The organism is Gilliamella sp. B14384G10 (genome assembly GCF_016101685.1).
Lineage (GTDB): Bacteria > Pseudomonadota > Gammaproteobacteria > Enterobacterales > Orbaceae > Gilliamella > Gilliamella apis_A.
Window position 1 is genome coordinate 554,809 of record NZ_JACFQA010000002.1, and the last position, 18,187, is coordinate 572,995.

Annotated in this window: 12 protein-coding genes; 1 reads left to right on the plus strand and 11 read right to left on the minus strand. The window is 32.5% G+C overall.

Annotated elements, in window-relative coordinates; all coding sequences use genetic code 11:
- Window positions 1-54: 54 nt before the first annotated feature.
- The 8 genes from H3T54_RS06850 to ilvI form a co-directional block, all read right to left on the minus strand.
- Window positions 55-999, minus strand: a complete 945-nt coding sequence (locus tag H3T54_RS06850; RefSeq protein ID WP_198221656.1) for a VirK/YbjX family protein — start codon at window positions 997-999, stop codon at window positions 55-57.
- 239 nt (window positions 1,000-1,238) lie between these two features.
- The gene (gene eno / locus H3T54_RS06855; RefSeq protein WP_110448150.1) at window positions 1,239-2,540 is read right to left on the minus strand and encodes a phosphopyruvate hydratase; all 1,302 of its coding nucleotides are present in this window, start codon (window positions 2,538-2,540) and stop codon (window positions 1,239-1,241) included.
- 48 nt (window positions 2,541-2,588) lie between these two features.
- Window positions 2,589-4,226 carry a glutamine hydrolyzing CTP synthase gene (pyrG, locus tag H3T54_RS06860; protein ID WP_086364110.1) on the minus strand — a complete coding sequence of 546 codons (1,638 nt, stop codon included), beginning with the start codon at window positions 4,224-4,226 and terminating at the stop codon, window positions 2,589-2,591.
- A gap of 202 nt (window positions 4,227-4,428) precedes the next feature.
- On the minus strand, window positions 4,429-6,708 hold the full coding sequence (locus tag H3T54_RS06865) for a hypothetical protein (protein WP_198221658.1): 2,280 nt from the start codon (window positions 6,706-6,708) through the stop codon (window positions 4,429-4,431).
- A gap of 47 nt (window positions 6,709-6,755) precedes the next feature.
- A complete protein-coding gene (locus H3T54_RS06870) occupies window positions 6,756-9,035 on the minus strand; it encodes an IgaA/UmoB family intracellular growth attenuator (RefSeq protein ID WP_198221660.1) in 2,280 nt (759 codons plus the stop codon).
- A 75-nt stretch (window positions 9,036-9,110) separates the two neighbouring features.
- Window positions 9,111-11,282, minus strand: coding sequence for an IgaA/UmoB family intracellular growth attenuator (locus tag H3T54_RS06875; RefSeq protein WP_198221662.1), 2,172 nt, complete (start codon window positions 11,280-11,282; stop codon window positions 9,111-9,113).
- 154 nt (window positions 11,283-11,436) lie between these two features.
- Window positions 11,437-11,931: an acetolactate synthase small subunit gene (gene ilvN / locus H3T54_RS06880; protein ID WP_198221670.1), complete on the minus strand. Its 495-nt coding sequence runs from the start codon at window positions 11,929-11,931 to the stop codon at window positions 11,437-11,439.
- A complete protein-coding gene (ilvI, locus tag H3T54_RS06885; RefSeq protein WP_198221672.1) occupies window positions 11,931-13,649 on the minus strand; it encodes an acetolactate synthase 3 large subunit in 1,719 nt (572 codons plus the stop codon). Before ilvI ends, ilvN begins: the two co-directional genes overlap by 1 nt.
- A gap of 316 nt (window positions 13,650-13,965) precedes the next feature.
- Between ilvI and ygfZ the strand changes: the two genes are divergently transcribed.
- Window positions 13,966-14,841, plus strand: coding sequence for a tRNA-modifying protein YgfZ (gene ygfZ / locus H3T54_RS06890; RefSeq protein ID WP_198221674.1), 876 nt, complete (start codon window positions 13,966-13,968; stop codon window positions 14,839-14,841).
- Between the two features lie 59 nt (window positions 14,842-14,900).
- On the opposite strand, the gene H3T54_RS06895 is transcribed toward ygfZ, so the two are convergent.
- The 3 genes from H3T54_RS06895 to H3T54_RS06905 all read right to left on the minus strand — a co-directional run bounded on the left by H3T54_RS06895 (window position 14,901) and on the right by H3T54_RS06905 (window position 18,183).
- Entirely contained in the window at window positions 14,901-16,067 is a 1,167-nt protein-coding gene (locus tag H3T54_RS06895; RefSeq protein WP_198221675.1) for a M20 aminoacylase family protein, read from the minus strand.
- Window positions 16,068-16,264: 197 nt separating this feature from the next.
- On the minus strand, window positions 16,265-17,008 hold the full coding sequence (locus tag H3T54_RS06900; RefSeq protein ID WP_198221677.1) for an A24 family peptidase: 744 nt from the start codon (window positions 17,006-17,008) through the stop codon (window positions 16,265-16,267).
- Window positions 17,008-18,183 carry a type II secretion system F family protein gene (locus tag H3T54_RS06905; protein WP_198221679.1) on the minus strand — a complete coding sequence of 392 codons (1,176 nt, stop codon included), beginning with the start codon at window positions 18,181-18,183 and terminating at the stop codon, window positions 17,008-17,010. Before H3T54_RS06905 ends, H3T54_RS06900 begins: the two co-directional genes overlap by 1 nt.
- Between the last annotated feature and the right edge of the window lie 4 nt (window positions 18,184-18,187).

The following is an 18,187-nucleotide window of genomic DNA, read 5'->3' on the forward strand; positions in this document are numbered from 1 at the left end:
TTTGGGTCTTGTTTAAGATCGCTTGCAATATAATGCAAGCGATAGATTAAAAGATTATTTTAATGATGCTAATTGTGTTTCAATATTGTTCTTGAGCTCATCTAATAATGCATAACGATTGCGATACTCAGAACGCTTTTTACTGGCAACTTCTTCCAGTGATTTGCGGTTAATCTGGTTTGGCAATATAAATAACGATCTTAAATCTTGCTTACCATCAATAGTTAACCAAAAATCATCATAATCAGATAAGATTCTTTCTTGTCGGCTATTATAACGCCAGTTGTTGTAGACATGAGTTTTATTGCCCACCGCAATAATTTGTTCAAGTTGAAAATAACCAGCAATAATTAACGCTGCCTCAACCGCAACACGTTTAGGAAAAAGCCCATAGCACTGTTTTGTTGCCTGTTGTACTCGAGTTCGAGCTTCATGATGCCCTGTTCCTTGTAAGCCGGAAATAAAAAGTGTCGACTTTTGTTGATATTGCGCGATAGTAAAAGTTAACGTCGCTAAATCAATGCCATCATTATCATAAAAATAGAGGCTGAGTTCCCCTTCCCGAGCATATTTATTACGTGCTTGCATTGCAATTTTTATATTGGCGTCATTTTTTGCCCTAATACTGGCTAATTCAAAAGGGATATCTAAGTTATAGAAGGCTTTTGTCATGCTATCAGGACGATTAGCTAAAAAATCATAATGATAAGCTAATGCCTCGTACCGTTCTTGTTGGCTCAAACAAGAAGCTAAATAAGGTCGTTGTAGTTTACAAGGTAAATTAGTTTGGCATGATAAATAGTAACCAAGTAACTTGTATTGTCTTAATTTATCTAATAATTTAAGCGTAATAGGACTTAAAAATAGAGTTCGAAAAAAAAATTTATAACGATAAGTCGGTTTAAGCCATAATTCGTTAAGCGGTAATTTACCTGAACAAAGCCAGTTAAAAAGTTGCCATTTACTTTTAGGCTGGGACATATTCGTAATATTATTCATAAGCAGAAAAAGTATTCGTATTGGTTAATATAAAAGAGTTATATGTGGTTAAATTATAAATTATCAATTAGATATTTATGATTATTTTCAAATTTAAGGCACCATTTCAACGTAAGTGCCTAAGAGTACAACACAACCCAAAGCAACGCAACCCTTATGGTGTTATGTCATCGCTTAAGCAATAAAAAACGGTGAACTAAGTCACCGTTTTATTAAATAACATCGTTTATAAAAACGAATTATTGACCTTTAACTTCCTTTAAACCGTTAAATGGTGCTTTTGAACCTAAAGCTTCTTCAATACGGATTAATTGGTTGTATTTAGCAACACGGTCAGAACGGCTCATTGAACCAGTTTTGATTTGACCAGCAGCTAAACCAACAGCTAAATCAGCAATAGTTGAATCTTCAGTTTCACCTGAACGGTGAGAGATAACCGCAGTATAACCCGCATCTTTCGCCATTTTAACAGCTGCGATAGATTCAGTTAAAGTACCAATTTGGTTAACTTTAACTAGGATTGAGTTAGCGATACCTTTCTCAATACCTTGTTTGAAGATTTTAGTGTTAGTTACAAATAGATCATCACCAACTAATTGAATTTTGTCACCTAATGCTTTAGTTTGGTATGCCCAACCTTCCCAATCGCTTTCGTCTAAACCATCTTCGATAGATACGATTGGATATTGTTCAGTTAAACCTTCTAGATAGTGAGTAAATTCTTGAGCAGTGAACTCTTTATTACCTTCACCTTTTAATACGTATTTACCCGTTTCTTTGTTATAGAATTCAGAAGCTGCACAGTCCATCGCTAAAGTAATGTCTTTACCTAATACATAACCAGCTTTTTCAACTGCTTCTTTGATGCAAGCTAATGCTTCAGCATTTGAACCTAAGTTAGGAGCAAAACCACCTTCATCACCAACAGCAGTGTTCATACCTTTATCATGAAGAACTTTTGCTAAGTTGTGGAATACTTCAGAACCCATACGGATTGCTTCACGAACAGTTTTAGCACCAACTGGTTGAATCATAAATTCTTGTAAGTCGATGTTATTATCAGCGTGTTCACCACCATTGATAATGTTCATCATTGGTAATGGCATAGAGTACTGACCTGGAGTACCATTAAGATCAGCGATATGTTGATAAAGTGGTACGCCTTTAGCTGCAGCTGCAGCTTTAGCTGTAGCTAAAGATACAGCTAGAATTGAGTTAGCACCTAAGTTTGATTTGAAATCAGTACCGTCTAAGTCAAGCATGACTTGGTCGATAGCTGCTTGATCTAACGCATCTTTACCAACAACTGCTTTAGCAATTGGGCCATTTACGTTTTCAACAGCTTTAAGTACGCCTTTACCTAAAAAGCGAGATTTGTCACCATCACGAAGTTCTAATGCTTCACGTGAACCTGTTGATGCTCCTGATGGAACGATTGCAAGACCAACGAAACCACCTTCTAAATGAACTTCAGCTTCAACAGTTGGGTTACCACGAGAGTCGATGACTTCACGACCATGTACTTTAACGATTTTTGCCATGTTATTTTCCTCTATATGACAGATATGTAACTATAATGTAAATATAAACTATTTTTGCTGCTGATCTTGATGATCTTTGGCAGCTTTAATAAAACTACTAAATAATGGATGTCCATCACGTGGTGTTGAAGTGAATTCCGGATGGAATTGACACGCAACAAACCATGGATGATCAGGAATTTCAATGATTTCTACTAGTTTTTTATCAGTTGATAATCCTGTTACTTTTAATCCAGCTTTAACCACTTCTGGTAATAAATTGTTGTTAACTTCATAACGATGGCGATGACGTTCGGTAATCGATTCTTTTTTGTACATACCTGCAACTAATGAATTAGGCTCTAAATGACAAATTTGTGAACCTAAACGCATAGTGCCACCTAGATCACTATCTTCACTACGTTGAACCACTTTTCCTGATTCATCGCTCCATTCAGTAATTAATGCGATTACTGGATTTGCGCAATCTTTAACAAACTCTGTTGAATTAGCATCTTTGATGCCGGCAACATTACGAGCATATTCAATTAATGCTACTTGTAAACCAAGACAAATACCTAAGTAAGGGATCTTGTTTTCACGAGCATAACGTGCAGCCATAATTTTACCTTCAACTCCACGATAGCCAAAGCCACCAGGAATTAATATTGCATCTAAATCTTGTAATAATTCAGTGCCTCGTGATTCAAGATCTTCTGAATCAATATAACGAATATGTACAGTTAAACGATTCTTTAAACCACCATGTTTTAATGCTTCATTAACTGATTTATAAGCATCAGGTAACGCAATATATTTACCAACCATACCAATGGTCACTTCACCAACTGGGTTGGCTTCTTCATAAATCACTTGTTCCCATTCAGATAGATCCGCTTCTTTACATTCAAGATGGAAGCGATTGCAAACAAAAGTATCTAAATTTTGTGATTTTAATAATGCAGGGATCTTATAAATAGAATCAACATCTTTAAGTGAAATCACCGCACGCTCAGGCACATTACAAAATAGCGCAATTTTAGCTCTTTCATTGGCTGGAATAATGCGATCTGAACGACAAATTAAGACATCCGGTTGAATACCAATTGATAATAACTCTTTCACTGAGTGTTGCGTTGGTTTAGTTTTAACTTCACCAGATGATGCAAGGTAAGGAACTAAAGTTAAATGCATAAACAAAGTATGTTCACGACCAACATCTACCGCTAATTGGCGAATAGCTTCCAAAAATGGTAATGATTCAATATCACCAACAGTACCACCAACTTCAACGATAGCGACATCGTAACCTTTTGCACCATCAATAACACGATCTTTAATCGCATTAGTAATATGAGGGATAACTTGAACTGTTGCGCCTAAATAATCACCACGACGTTCTTTTCGCAAAACATCAGAATAAATACGTCCAGTGGTAAAATTGTTTTTTCGGCTCATTTTGGTGCGAATAAAACGCTCATAATGCCCCAAATCAAGATCGGTTTCGGCACCGTCTTCAGTCACAAAAACTTCACCATGTTGAATTGGACTCATTGTTCCCGGATCGACGTTGATGTAGGGATCAAGTTTTAGCATGGTGACTTTTAAATTGCGGGCTTCTAAAATTGCAGCTAAAGATGCTGCGGCAATGCCTTTACCTAAAGAAGAAACGACACCGCCTGTTACAAAAATATAATTCGTGACCATTAATACCAGACCATTATTAATTTAGTTGAACAATATAACATAAGTTTAAACCATAAAAACTAATGCAATATATGATGAATCAGACGGGAAAATAGTATAACAGAATATGGCTTAGCTCACAATTGAATAATTATGTTTAATCGATAAGTTACTCTCTTCGCCTACTAATTTGGTATCTATTATTTCAGTAATCTATCTAATATTAATCCCCAACCATTGAATGGTTTTTTAAAATTTTATCACTATAATTAGAAATAATTTTTTCAAGTCGTAATTGATTGGCAGCTTTTTTCCAAATAAACAAAGTACAATTAATTAAGGTGATTAAGATAACAAATAGAAACACAAAATTGTTGATCAAAATCGGTGATAAAAATGAAAACAACTGATTTTTATCAATACTATAGATAGGATCTGTTGAAATAGTTAGTTTTGAAACTGTTCCATTATGGTAACTCACATTAGTGACTACACCTGTAATTTTTAAGTTAGCATTATTTCCCATTAAAATACCATTATAATAATCAAGTTGTTCTTTGAAAATTTCATTATTATATTTGTAATTATAATTTTTATCATAGAGTGGGATCAATTTAGTAAATTGTAAACTAAGGTTATTTTCATCATTTTGCAGCATTGCTACTTTTTCTTTAGCATCAAAGATAAAATGTTTAAGAATATTTTTTCGATATTGAGCAATTAGTTGGACAATATTTTGCGCCGAGTTTAAATTTACTATTTTTTGAATGTTGTAATGCGATTTCGCATAAGCCACCACGTCAGACCAATTGTTTAAATCAACACCACTTATCTCTGACAGTAAATTGGCTAGACTGTTTTTAATTTGGTCACAAGGTTCAAGGTTTAGATGTTTACAACTGTCATCAAAGGTTGGAATAGCTGTCTCAATATTATAGATTTTTATCAATTCAACTATATTTTTGTTTTTCGTGTATTGTTTGTATTTTGGATTATTCGTATATTTGGAGTCATTCTCTAAACGCTGATTTAAATATTTGTTGGCTAACGCAGTCATTACAATAACTTCTGAATCCTTTGTCATTCTTAAAATATTGCTATCATAAATCGCTTGTGTTGATTGAGGCCATGAAGAAAAAAGATTAAGTTTTGTACTGCCTATTGGATTGGTATTAACAAATATTTTATTACATTGAGAATGATCTTCATTTTCATTTTGAATATCACACGAGACACTTGATAAATCGAGATTAACCCGATCCATAAATTGAATGGCTATTTTCTTTAAGTTAGTTTTATCATCAATGTTCCAAATAGTGGCTTGTGAGGTTAATTGCTGATAGCTAAAATCAAATTTTTCACCGGCATTGGTAAAATAGTAAATTAATACAACCAATAATAATCCTGTAATAGCCAATTTAACATTATGCTTGATAAATTTTGGTGCACCATAATTTTCCACTTCTTCACTTATTGATAAATAGCCGCCATAACTGAGTAATTTTCGAGAATTAATGTCAACCTCCATATCAATTGGAGTTTCACTTTTATTTGATATGAACATTCTCCAGTGTTCGGGAGTGTTAACATAAAAGTATGATTCAATACCCAATTTTTGCGCTTTGATATGGTTGACATATTTAGTAGGTATTTCTCGTTTTATATGCGATACTATCATAGCTAATATAAAGCATATGATTGAGAAAAATGCCAACAATAGCGATTGAAAATGCTCTAAAACCAATAACCCCATCACACCTAATACAAACAAAAAAATCATTAATTTTCCGGAGTTACTTTGGTCTTCCATTGCAATTTCAAATTGATTTTTTTCTCTTTTGTTAACAATCTCAAAAGGCGGTGTCTTTTCTGATTCTTCTGTTAGAAGTTGGGTAATGGTTTCATTTGACTTTTCAGCGCTACTCAAACCAATAGGTTTCAAATTGCCGGTCTGCCAATAATCTTCAATTTGCCCCTCTTTTCGACCAGATAGATTTAGACCTGCTTCCAATAACTCACAAGTGTTTATTTTAACGACAATGGCATAACTTTTAGTAAACACAACTTCAGCGGTATTGATATAGTCAGACTTATTTTTAGGTAGTTCGCTATCAAAACTATCACGAAGACCTAAAATACGGTAAGACATATTGTAAGGAAAGAATAACCGTATATAACCCATCTTGTAATAGTAATTATTATTTTGTTTATCTGGATAATCTTTTTCAATATACGCTTTAATTCTCATGACATCATAATTGATTAATGAACTTTGCCATTGATAAGGAGGAGGAATATGATCTTCATTATCAAGATAAGGTTGAAGAAGAAGAATTTCTTCTTCAGTTAACTGTCGAATAGCATTTTCACGAATAAAAGGATCAATTTCGGCTTGCTTTTTTTGGGAAAGTTTATCTAGTTCTTTTTGGGTCAAGATACCTATGCGTAGCACCAAGAAAGCAAGAGCTGGAATAACGATAAAACAGATAATATTTGCTAACATACTATTGATATCTTCTTAATTTAAGACCTTTTAATAAAGATTAATACCTAAATTAACCTATCTTGATAATATTTAATAATTTCTTTAGAACGATTTCGATTAATTCTCGTTTTCTGAACTAGTTTTACAGCATTAATCGTAGCGATTAAAGTCGTCACGACAAACATAATAACATTAATAATAACCAATAAATTTGATGATAACTGTTGATTTTCGTCCAAATTATAATGATGATTTGCGTTCACTTTCAGATCAGAAATACTCTGTGTTTCAAGATTATGTCTATCAGAATTTTCAACCTTGTGATAAAGAATATCACTTACCGAACCAACGATATTAATATTCGCAGGAATACTGTTGTTTAAAATAGCAAAATAATAATTAATATAACCATTTTCATCGAATCTCATCGAATTACTCATTACTAATGGAGCCATGTCAACATAGCTTTGATTGGTTAATGTAATTTTTACACCGTTATCAGATTGATATTTAGAAATAACATTCACCAATTCACTTTCAAGTTCTGATTTAAATGGTTCAAGCGCCTGTTTGAGGCTACGCATTCTGCGAGTTTCGACTATTTCACTAAAACGAGGATTTTTTGTAGATTCAGTCAATAAATCATCCCATGTAATATTTGCCTTGCTCCTACTGGTATCAAACAAATGAGTCAGATTGTATTTGACATTGTCACATTCTTTAACCGGTAAAATCTTACAAACCTTATCAATATCAATTACCATTTGACCAATACTTTCTATTTTAGAAAATGAATTTTTAACATAACGTCCATCATTTGAACTGCGGTTAAGCATATCAACATATAGGCTTTGTACATTTTGGAAACGCAACATTTCCGTATCGACCACGTCATCAACAAATTTTGTATCAAAAATATGTTTTAATGAACCTTCGATGGCCATGACATTATTTTCCTTCAAAGCCATTGGCTGACTGTTAATATAGAAGTTATGACATTGATATTCTTCTTTTAAATCATTGACATCACACGAAGTATTTTTGATGTTGATATTCACAATGTCACCAGGCTTAATAACACTATTTTTTAAAGTGGTAAAATCTTTAATTTGCAGATTTTCAGATTGTTGACTGTAATATTGATAAGCAAAATAACCATTATTAACTGGATCAGTAAAGTAATAGAGAATAGCGGATAAAATTACACCAATCACGAATAAAATCTTATTTCTTGAAACTAGCTTTGGTGGTCCAAATTGCTCTACTTCATTATTAATGGATAAAGTCAGACCATAGCGAAGTAATTTTTTATTATCATTACTGATAACCATTTCAGTCGCGGAATCTGAAGTCTCAGGGATAAAATTTAACCAATACTTAGGGTATTGTAAAACCATAAGATTACCTACCTCTATGGAACAAGTGTTAGGATCTTTATCATAAATTTTTGCTTTAACGACGGATACTTGCTGTGGGTTTAAATAATCTTTAGGTTTATACCAAGCAAAAAAGGCAGCTGCGCCGAGACAAATTAATATTAAAATAGATATCTGATCATTTTCTCCCAACCATGAGCGTATCAAGAGAACCGTAGCTAAAATTAAGCAAAGCGATGTCAACCAACCAAGGCTATGTTTACGACGTATAGCAGCTTCAAATTGAGTTTCTTCTCGTTGATAGAGGAGTTTATAGTAATTTTTTGATGCTTCTAAATAAGCCTGATTATTATCTAGATTTTTACTATCATTATAAATGCTGAGTGATTCAACATCAGAAGAATTAATACCATCTTGACGATGGGTAGTATTGTGTTCTTCAAAGAATTCATTGTCAAAAATCTTTTCTTTAGATTTAGTTTGCTTTACATCTCTAAATAAATATTCCTCATTTGGATCATAATTTTCAAATGCTGTTTTGATATCATAATCATTTACTTTAATAACGATCCCATAATGTTTGGTAAATACAACTTCAAAAATATTTGATTCATCAATATACATATCCATATTATATGGAAAGAATATTTCAATATTATCGACATCATAATAATAGGCGATTTCTTCTGTGTTACTATAAAGACTTTTACGAGTACAAGTACCAAGTAAATACGATACTTTGTTATCAATCAAGGATGATTGAAAATTATAAGGATAAACTGCTAATTTACTAGTTAGAAAGGGTTGTAACAGTTCTAGTTCTTCATCGGTTAAATCTCTTATTTGTTCACGTTGTCTTATATGATCATTTAAAATATTCTTATTGATACTACGATCACTTTTATAAAGAAACCAACTAATTAATCCAAAAATTAAAATACCTATTTTAAAAACTAAATACAAATCCATTGTTATTCCACAAGCTGAAATTATTGATTATTTTTATAACAAAAAATGAAAATTTAATCCTGTCGTTATTAATGTCTAGCCATAGTAATGTACTACTCTATCCGAATAATATTTGGTGATTAGTTTAATACGACGTTGATTAAATATAATTTTATAAAGTAGTGTGGTCCCATTAATTAATGCTACTGCTGCCATAATAATGAACATAATAATATCAATAATAACTGGCGACGTTAATGAAAATAGTTTTTCTGAATCAACCTTATAATAATCTTTAACATTAAGCTTAAGTTGTGAAATGCTACCATCTTCGCGATAGCTAATATCGCCTACTAGTCCAATCAAATTAATTGCATCATTTGCATTAGCTTCATTAGTTAAAATTTTATAGTAATAATCTAATGATAATTTCAAATCTTCCTTAGAAGATGCATTTTCAATACTATCTGATTGAGCTATTTGAATATAACTATTTTCTATTAATACAATTTCAACTCCTAAGCCATTAAATTGATAATTATAAACAACATTTTTCAACTCATATAAAATATCTTTTTTAATCTTATCAATATAAGGGATAAATTCTTTAATTTTTGATATTTCTATTGATTTTGAAAAATTTGGATCAAGTTCAGCTTCAGTAACTAATTTAGTCCATTCTGTTTCATCATAATTTCCTTTATTAGTATATAATTGAATTAATTTATATTTAACCGATTCACATTCAATTTCAAGGATGTTACAAATTTTATCAATATCAATAACCATCTGTCCCATATTTTTCAAACTTAAATAAGATTCACCTTTATAAACTAGCATTCGGAGCGTATTTGGATCTATCACTGCATCAATGAATTTTTCATCAAATACTTTGTTTATAGTATTAAACAAAAGCATAAATTGATTATCCTCATTTCCCAGTGGCTTATCCTTGATAGCCAAGTGATGACATTTAGTGTCAATATTTTTATTTCTCTCTTTAATATCACATGAAGTACCGTTGATAGAGATGTTAATAAGATCCCCTCGCTTAATATCACTATTATTTAAGCTGGTTAAATCATTGATTTGCCAATTTTGTAATTGATGGCTGTAATATCGATAAGCTAAAAAACTATTGTTAATTGGATTAGAAAAAATATAGAAGACGATTACCAATATTAACCCTAGAAAAAATAAAGCGTTATTGCGAAAAACAAATTTTGGTGGTCCGAATTGTTGTACTTCCCGATGAATTGATAAAATATTCCCACAACGCAGTAATGTATTAATATTACCTATGATGTCCATTTCGGTGGTTGTTTTTGATACTTCAGGTAGAAAACGTGACCAATACTTTGGATAACCTATATTCGTTTTATGATCGACAATTAAGGTGTGAGATTTAGAATTTTTATTGAAAGTATTAACCTTAATGGTTTTCACTTGTTGTGGTTTGGATTTTAGCTTAGATTTATGCAAAGCAAAAAATACAGCTACAACAAAACATATTATAATTTTGATCAGAGTAGATAATATTTGATCATTTTCAGCTAACCATTCACGAATAAAAAGAATAGTTGCAAATAATAAACAAAATGAAGTTAATATGCCATAGTTGCTTAGATTGCGAGATTTTAATTCCAATGGTGTTTCTTCACGTGTAGACAAAGTTTTATAATCAACTTTTACGTCATTATTTACTGAAGCGAAATCAGCATTCTTAGGAGCTGTCTCTGATTTTGGAACATTAGTCGTTTTTATTCTATTAGGATCATAATTGTCAAAAGCAAACTGAATACCACAATTGTTGACATTAACTACATATGCATATGTGTTCGTAAAAACAACTTCAACAACATTATATTTTGAAAGATACATATCTAAATCATACGGAAAGAAAAGATTGATATTATTAATTTCATAGTAATAACGATTTTTGTTGTCTTCGGTGATTACCATATTACGAATACAAGCACCTTTTATTATCGATACTTTGCAATCAATTAACGGTTGGAGTTTATAAGGTCGAACAGATATTTTATGGCTTGTAAAAGGTTCTAATAGTTTTAATTCTTCATTAGTTAAATCTCTATATGACTCACGTTTTGCAATAAAATCTTTTATTTTTTTCTTATTTTTTTTAAGATTTTTGCGATCACGTCTTACAGCAAAGTAACCAAAAATGAAAATGAGTATAAATGCAAACACAATTACACCGGAGAAGATATTAAATATCATCACGATCCAAAATAATGCATCCAACATTCTTTATTTCCCTATAATATCGCGAATGTTAAAAAATCGACAACTATATCATTTGTTTGATATTTATCCAATATTTTTTCAAAATTGATTTAATATTATTATATATTTAAAAAAAAGACGCTTAATGCGCCTTTTATTTTATTTAGAAGATCATTTATTTAACCGTTTTTTCGCTGCGAGATAAACCGATGATCCCAGAACGAACAATTTCAACTATATTGCAGGTTTCACGAATTGAAGCTAAGAATGACTCTAATTTTTCACTAGTACCTGATAATTGGACAATATAATGAGTTGCTGTCACATCAACAATCGAACCTCTAAAGATATCAGCACAACGTTTAACTTCATCACGCGCATCAGAGCTTTTTGCTGCAACTTTAACTAACATGATTTCACGTTCAACATGAGGGCCTTCAGTGAGATCATTAACGCGATAAACATTGACTAATTTATGTAGTTGCTTTTGGATCTGTTCGAGCACATGTTCATCACCAGATGTTTGAATTGTCATTCGACTCATTGTTGGATCTTCAGTTTGTGCTGTAGTAATGGATTCAATATTAAACCCACGCTGTGAAAATAAACCAATAATTCGTGACAATGCACCTGGTTCATTTTCAGTTAAAATTGATAATATATAACGCATTAGGTTCTCTCCGTTTTACTAAGCCACATCTCATTCATTGCACCACCGCGAATTTGCATTGGATAAACATGTTCTGTCGCATCAGTCATGACATCAATAAAAACTAAACGATCTTTTATCGAAAGCGCTTTTTTCAGTTTAGGTTCCAGATCTTCTCGTTTATTAATCACCATACCAACATGACCATAAGCTTCGGCAATTTTGGCAAAATCAGGTAATGATTCCATATAAGATGATGAATGACGGCCAGCATATATCATATCTTGCCATTGTTTAACCATGCCTAAAAAACGGTTGTTAAGATTTAAAACGATAACAGGTAAACCATATTGCAAAGCAGTTGAAAGCTCTTGAATATTCATCTGAATACTACCATCACCGGTTACGCAAACTACATGTTTTTTAGGAAATGCTAATTTAACTCCCAATGCAGCAGGTAAACCAAAGCCCATAGTGCCAAGACCGCCAGAAGTAATAAAGTGACGAGGTTTATCAAATGGGTAGTAAAGTGCAGTAAACATTTGATGTTGTCCGACATCGGTTGCAATATAAGCATCACCTTTAGTTAATTTATATAAAACCTCAATGGCTTCTTGTGGCTTAATACTTTCACCTTCATGACTATAAGCAAGGCATTTACGAGCTCGCCAATGTTCAATCTGTTTCCACCAATCAACTAATGCATCTAGATCACGTTGAACACTAAGATCTTTAAGTTGTGTTAACATTGTTTCAACAACTTGTTTTGCATCACCAACCACTGGAATAGTTGCCGATACGGTTTTCGATATAGACGTTGGATCAATATCAATATGAATAATTTTGGCTTTTGGACAATATTTTTCAATATTGTTGGTCGTTCTATCGTCAAAACGAGCACCAATAGCAAAAATAACATCAGCATTATGCATTGCCATATTGGCTTCATAGACACCATGCATACCAATCATGCCTAAATATTTTTTATCGGTTCCGGGAAAAGCACTAATGCCCATTAATGTTGAAGTCACCGGTAGATTGAGTTTATCAGCTAGTGATTTAACCACATTACTAGCGTCAGCACTAATTACCCCACCACCAATATATAACACAGGTTTTTTAGCTGCTAATAAAGTAGTTAAGGCTTTTTTAATTTGCCCTTTATGCCCTTGTGTCGTTGGATTATAAGATCGCATTGTCACTGATTTTGGATAATTATAATTATATTTGTTAGCTGGATTAACAATATCCTTCGGCAAATCAATAACAACTGGTCCAGGGCGCCCAGTAGAGGCAATATAAAACGCTTTTTTGATTGTTTCTGGAATATCTTTACTATCTTTAATTAAAAAACTATGTTTGACAATTGGGCGCGAAATTCCAACCATATCACACTCTTGGAAGGCATCATTACCAATTAAATTACTCGCTACTTGGCCAGATAAAATTACCATTGGCACGGAATCCATATAGGCCGTTGCGATACCTGTAATAGTATTAGTTGCCCCTGGACCTGAAGTAACAAGTACCACACCAACATCACCAGTTGCTCTGGCATAACCATCAGCCATATGTACTGCAGCTTGCTCGTGACGAACTAAAATATGTTCAATACCACCTAAGGTATGAATTGCATCATAGATATCCAAAACACTACCACCTGGATAACCAAATATCTGCTTAACTCCCTGATCAATCAGTGACTGAATGACCATTTCTGCGCCTGACAGTTTTGCCATGGTTGTTGCCTCCATTTATAACTAATTTGTCATTTTTAATTTATTTTGCATGAACTAATACAGAAAATCAATAAAGTCAATAATATGTGCGGTATACTTATTATTTTTGGATACTAGGCCTCATTTTTGAAAGAAATAACTTGTAAATATTCTATTAATCGATTTTAATTGGATTAATGTCAATTTTTAATTGATGATAAATGATATCCTTATGATTATTAAGAGTTATTTATTATTATTTTTTGTTTGTTTTTTTATGCATGACTTATGCTAGTCATTTTGTACTAGAGTCCTTTATATTAAAAAGGTGTTTTTAATGAACAATTCTTATTGTAAACCAACTTCCCTATCTGATTGGCAATTAGTCAAAGTATCAGGTACTGACAATCGTACATTTTTACAAGGACAAGTGACTGCTGATATTAATCATCTTAATGAACATACAGCATTATTTGCAGCACATTGTGATGCAAAAGGACGGATGTGGAGTAATTTAATATTATTTCAACGAGGAGCAGATATTTTTTATATTGTGCGTAAGACGGTTGCTGAAAAACAAATTGCTGCTCTAAAAAAATATGCCGTTTTTTCAAAAGTGACAATTGAACCCGTTGTAGATCTTAATCTAATTGGCTTAGAAAATAATGCCATTGAACAATCAATTATTGCGGAGCTTGGTGACAATAGTTGCATTACCAAAGATGATATAACTTATATCAAAATCCCATTACCTGAAATGCGGCTGATAAAAGTCTCGAATGAACCATTACCAACCGACTCACAAACTGCAGATCATTGGTTAAAACTTGATTTAGAAGCTGGTTATGCGATTATTGATGAACCAAATATTGAAAGTCTTTTACCACAAGCTTGTAACTTACAGCATTATAATGCTATCAGTTTTGATAAAGGCTGTTATTGTGGACAAGAGATGGTAGCTAGAGCACAATTTCGCGGCGCAAATAATCGTGGACTTTATCTGTTAGTTGGAAAAAGCAAGGCTTTGCCAATAATTGGTGACAAACTTGAATATGAACTTGACGGTAATTGGCGAGAAGGTGGCCAAGTATTAGCTGCATTAAAACTTGGCGAAGATGATGAAATCTATGTACAAGTCGTTTTAGCCAATGGCATTGATATTGAAACAAACTTCCGTGTTAAGGGTCAACCAAATAGTCTGTTAAATTTCTAATGGTTCAGAACCAATAATTTTAATTAAGCTGGAATAAATCTATTCCAGCTGGTTAAAATTTACTGTCCTAATTCTTGCTGAACAATTTCGATAAAATAGCGCGCACCAGTTGTCAGAATTTCATCATTAAAATTATATGAAGGATTATGAACATTTGTGCCTTCACCTGCACCAATTTTAATATAAGATCCAGGTATTTTTTGCAACATGAAGGCAAAATCTTCTGATCCCATTGTTGGCGGTGAATCCACAATAATCTTATCATCACCGACAATTTTTTGTGCAGCTTTAACGGCAATATCAGCTTGTTTAGCATGATTAATGGTTGCTGGATAACGTCGCTGATAATCAATCTCCGCTTTGGTATTGAAGGTTAAAGCAATACCTGTCGAAATATGTTTAATTCGCTCTTCTGCTAAATCTTGATCTGCAGCACTTAATGCTCTAACTGTACCACGAATTACTGCGTGTTGTGGCAGTACATTCCAAGTATCGCCGCTGTGAATCTGTGTCACACTGATAACCAATGAATCAATCGGATTGAGATTACGACTAACAATCGTCTGTAAACTATTCACAATTGTGGTGGCAGTTAAAATCGTTTCTTTGCCTAAATGTGGTGCGGCAGCATGAGCACCCACCCCTGTTATTTTGATTTCAAAAACATCATAAGATGCCATCACAGCACCATGATTAATTAAAAAATGGTTTAATGCTAGATTAGGTTGATTATGCATACCATAAACAGCTTCAATAGGAAATTTATTAAATAAACCATTTTCAACCATAACTCTGCCACCACCTTCGTTTTCTTCAGCAGGCTGGAAAATAACCACAACTGTACCAGAAAAATCTCGATGGATGCTTAAGTATTTTGCTACACCTAATAAAGTTGCCGTATGGCCATCATGACCGCAGGCATGCATTTTGCCTGGAATAGTTGAACAGTAATCAATATCATTTTCTTCAATAATATCTAATGCATCTATATCGGCACGTAATGCAATAGTTCGACCTTCATTTTTACCATGAATAATGCCTACTACTCCTGTTGGCGCAAAATCTGTATATAGTTCAGTAATACCAAATGATTTTAATTTTTCGATAATAAACTCGGTAGTTTGTTTTTCTTCAAAAGCAGTTTCTGGATGAGCATGAATATAATGACGCCATTCAGTCATTTCATCTTTTAATGCGTTAATTCTATTAGCAATAATATTCGTCATTGATCATTCCTTAATTAATCACTTAACTACAAATCTGAAAGAGTTAATTGCACTATAACGTTTATTGAAAGTGAATATAAATAACCATTTTTACTAACCTTATCGTTTTTAGTTATAAGCAAAGTTTGACAACAAAATCACAAACCAATAAGAAAATAACTATTTAAAATCATTTAAGATAGAAACAAAAAAATTGTTCAATTTAAGTAGAGAATAAAATACCCTGAGATTAATAAAAAGGGACCAAAAGCGATTAATTCATAACTTTTTTTAAATAGATATTTTGAGAAAGCGTAATAGATGATAGCCAGCGTCGATGCGATGATTAACATTAATGGTAATAACTGATAAGGCAACCACGCACCTAAAGCAGCAATTAACTTTATATCACCACCACCTAATCCTTGTTTACTTGTAATACAAAAAAAGATGATTGCCGGTAATTTGAGCATTAAATAGCCAAACAAAACACCAACTAGAGCATCATAGATATTAAGTGAAGATAGATTAAAGTAAGCTATTATCAATCCACTCCACATTAATGGTTGAGTTAAAAAATCTGGCAATAATAAGTAGTTAATATCAATTAGTGCTAACAACAAAAAAATAACGACAAGTAACATAAGTAAAGCACATCTAAAATTTAGCCCCTTATCCAAATAAATCAGCAAAAATAATATTGCTATAGTTAGCTCAAAAATAACATAACTATTGGCTATTTTATGGTAACAATAATAACAACGTCTTTTTAACATCAACCATGACAATACAGGAATTAGCTGCCAAGCACTAAGTTTGTGATGACAATTCTGGCATGAGGAGCGAGGAATAGTAATAGCTAACAAATATTCATATAAAGACTGCATAGGTAAATAACGATAATAAGCGACTCGCAAAAAACTACCAATAGCAAGTCCGACGCAAAAAAAGAGTATTGCCATTAACTGATCACGTCCGCCATTTGGAATATTGGCAAATATATCGCAATAATCAAACTGCCGATTATTGTAGCTAAAATTAGCATTAATGAAGGTTCAAATGCTTTGACTAGATTGTCAGTTAAAGTTTGATTTTGTTGTTGATAGTAAAGAGTAATATTATCCAACATAATATCTAATGAACCAGACTCTTCACCGGCATGAACTAGTTGCACACAAAGCTTCGGTAAAGCGGGATAGCTAGCTAACATTTGACTAAAGCTATTCCCCTGTTCAATCCCCGTCATAATTTGGTTGATGATATTACGGTAATAAAAATTACTTATTGTTTTAGACGAGGCGGTTAATCCTGTCAAAAGTGGGATACCTACTTGCTGAGTTATTGCTAATGTATGAAAAATTTGCATTAGACATTGAGATTGGATTATTGGACCAATTAAAGGAAGCTTCAGTTTATACTTATCTATAATAAGCTGATAACGTACTATAACAACATAATAAAAAAACAAATAACATAACGTAATAGCTAATAGTATAAATAATCCCTCTTGTTTAACATTATTGGTTATATCAATCACTAGTTGTGTAAAATAAGGTAACTCGGCATCAAAACTTTGATAAATATCGGCAAATTTTGGTAATACAATAAATATCATAACCATAATCACTAGTACCGATACAAATAATAAAAACAATGGATAACGCAGCGCTTTCTTAATCTGATCTTGTATTGATAATGATCTTTCAAGATGACAGGTTAATTGTTCAAAACTCTCTTCTAATCTTCCGGTCAATTCACCAATGGCAATAATTTCACAATAAAGCTCCGAAAATACTGAATGATGCTGTTTTAAAGCAATCGATAATGATTCACCTTTGGTTATCTGTTGACTAATATCGGTTAACAGATATTGCCATTGCACTTTAGGTTGCTCATCAATCAGTAATCGTAAGCTCTCTACAATTGATAATCCTGCTTTTAACATTGTGGCTAACTGTTTAGTTATAATGAGCAGTTCGTTAAGTTTAAAACTTTGTGAGGTAATTAAGTTACCGGAACTAATTTTAATCGCAATTTGGCCTTCTAATAACAATTTTCTTCGCACATCTTGCTTAGATATGGCAATAATCTTATTTTGATGAAAGTTAATATCATACCAATAATAGAGTCGCTTCATGCAT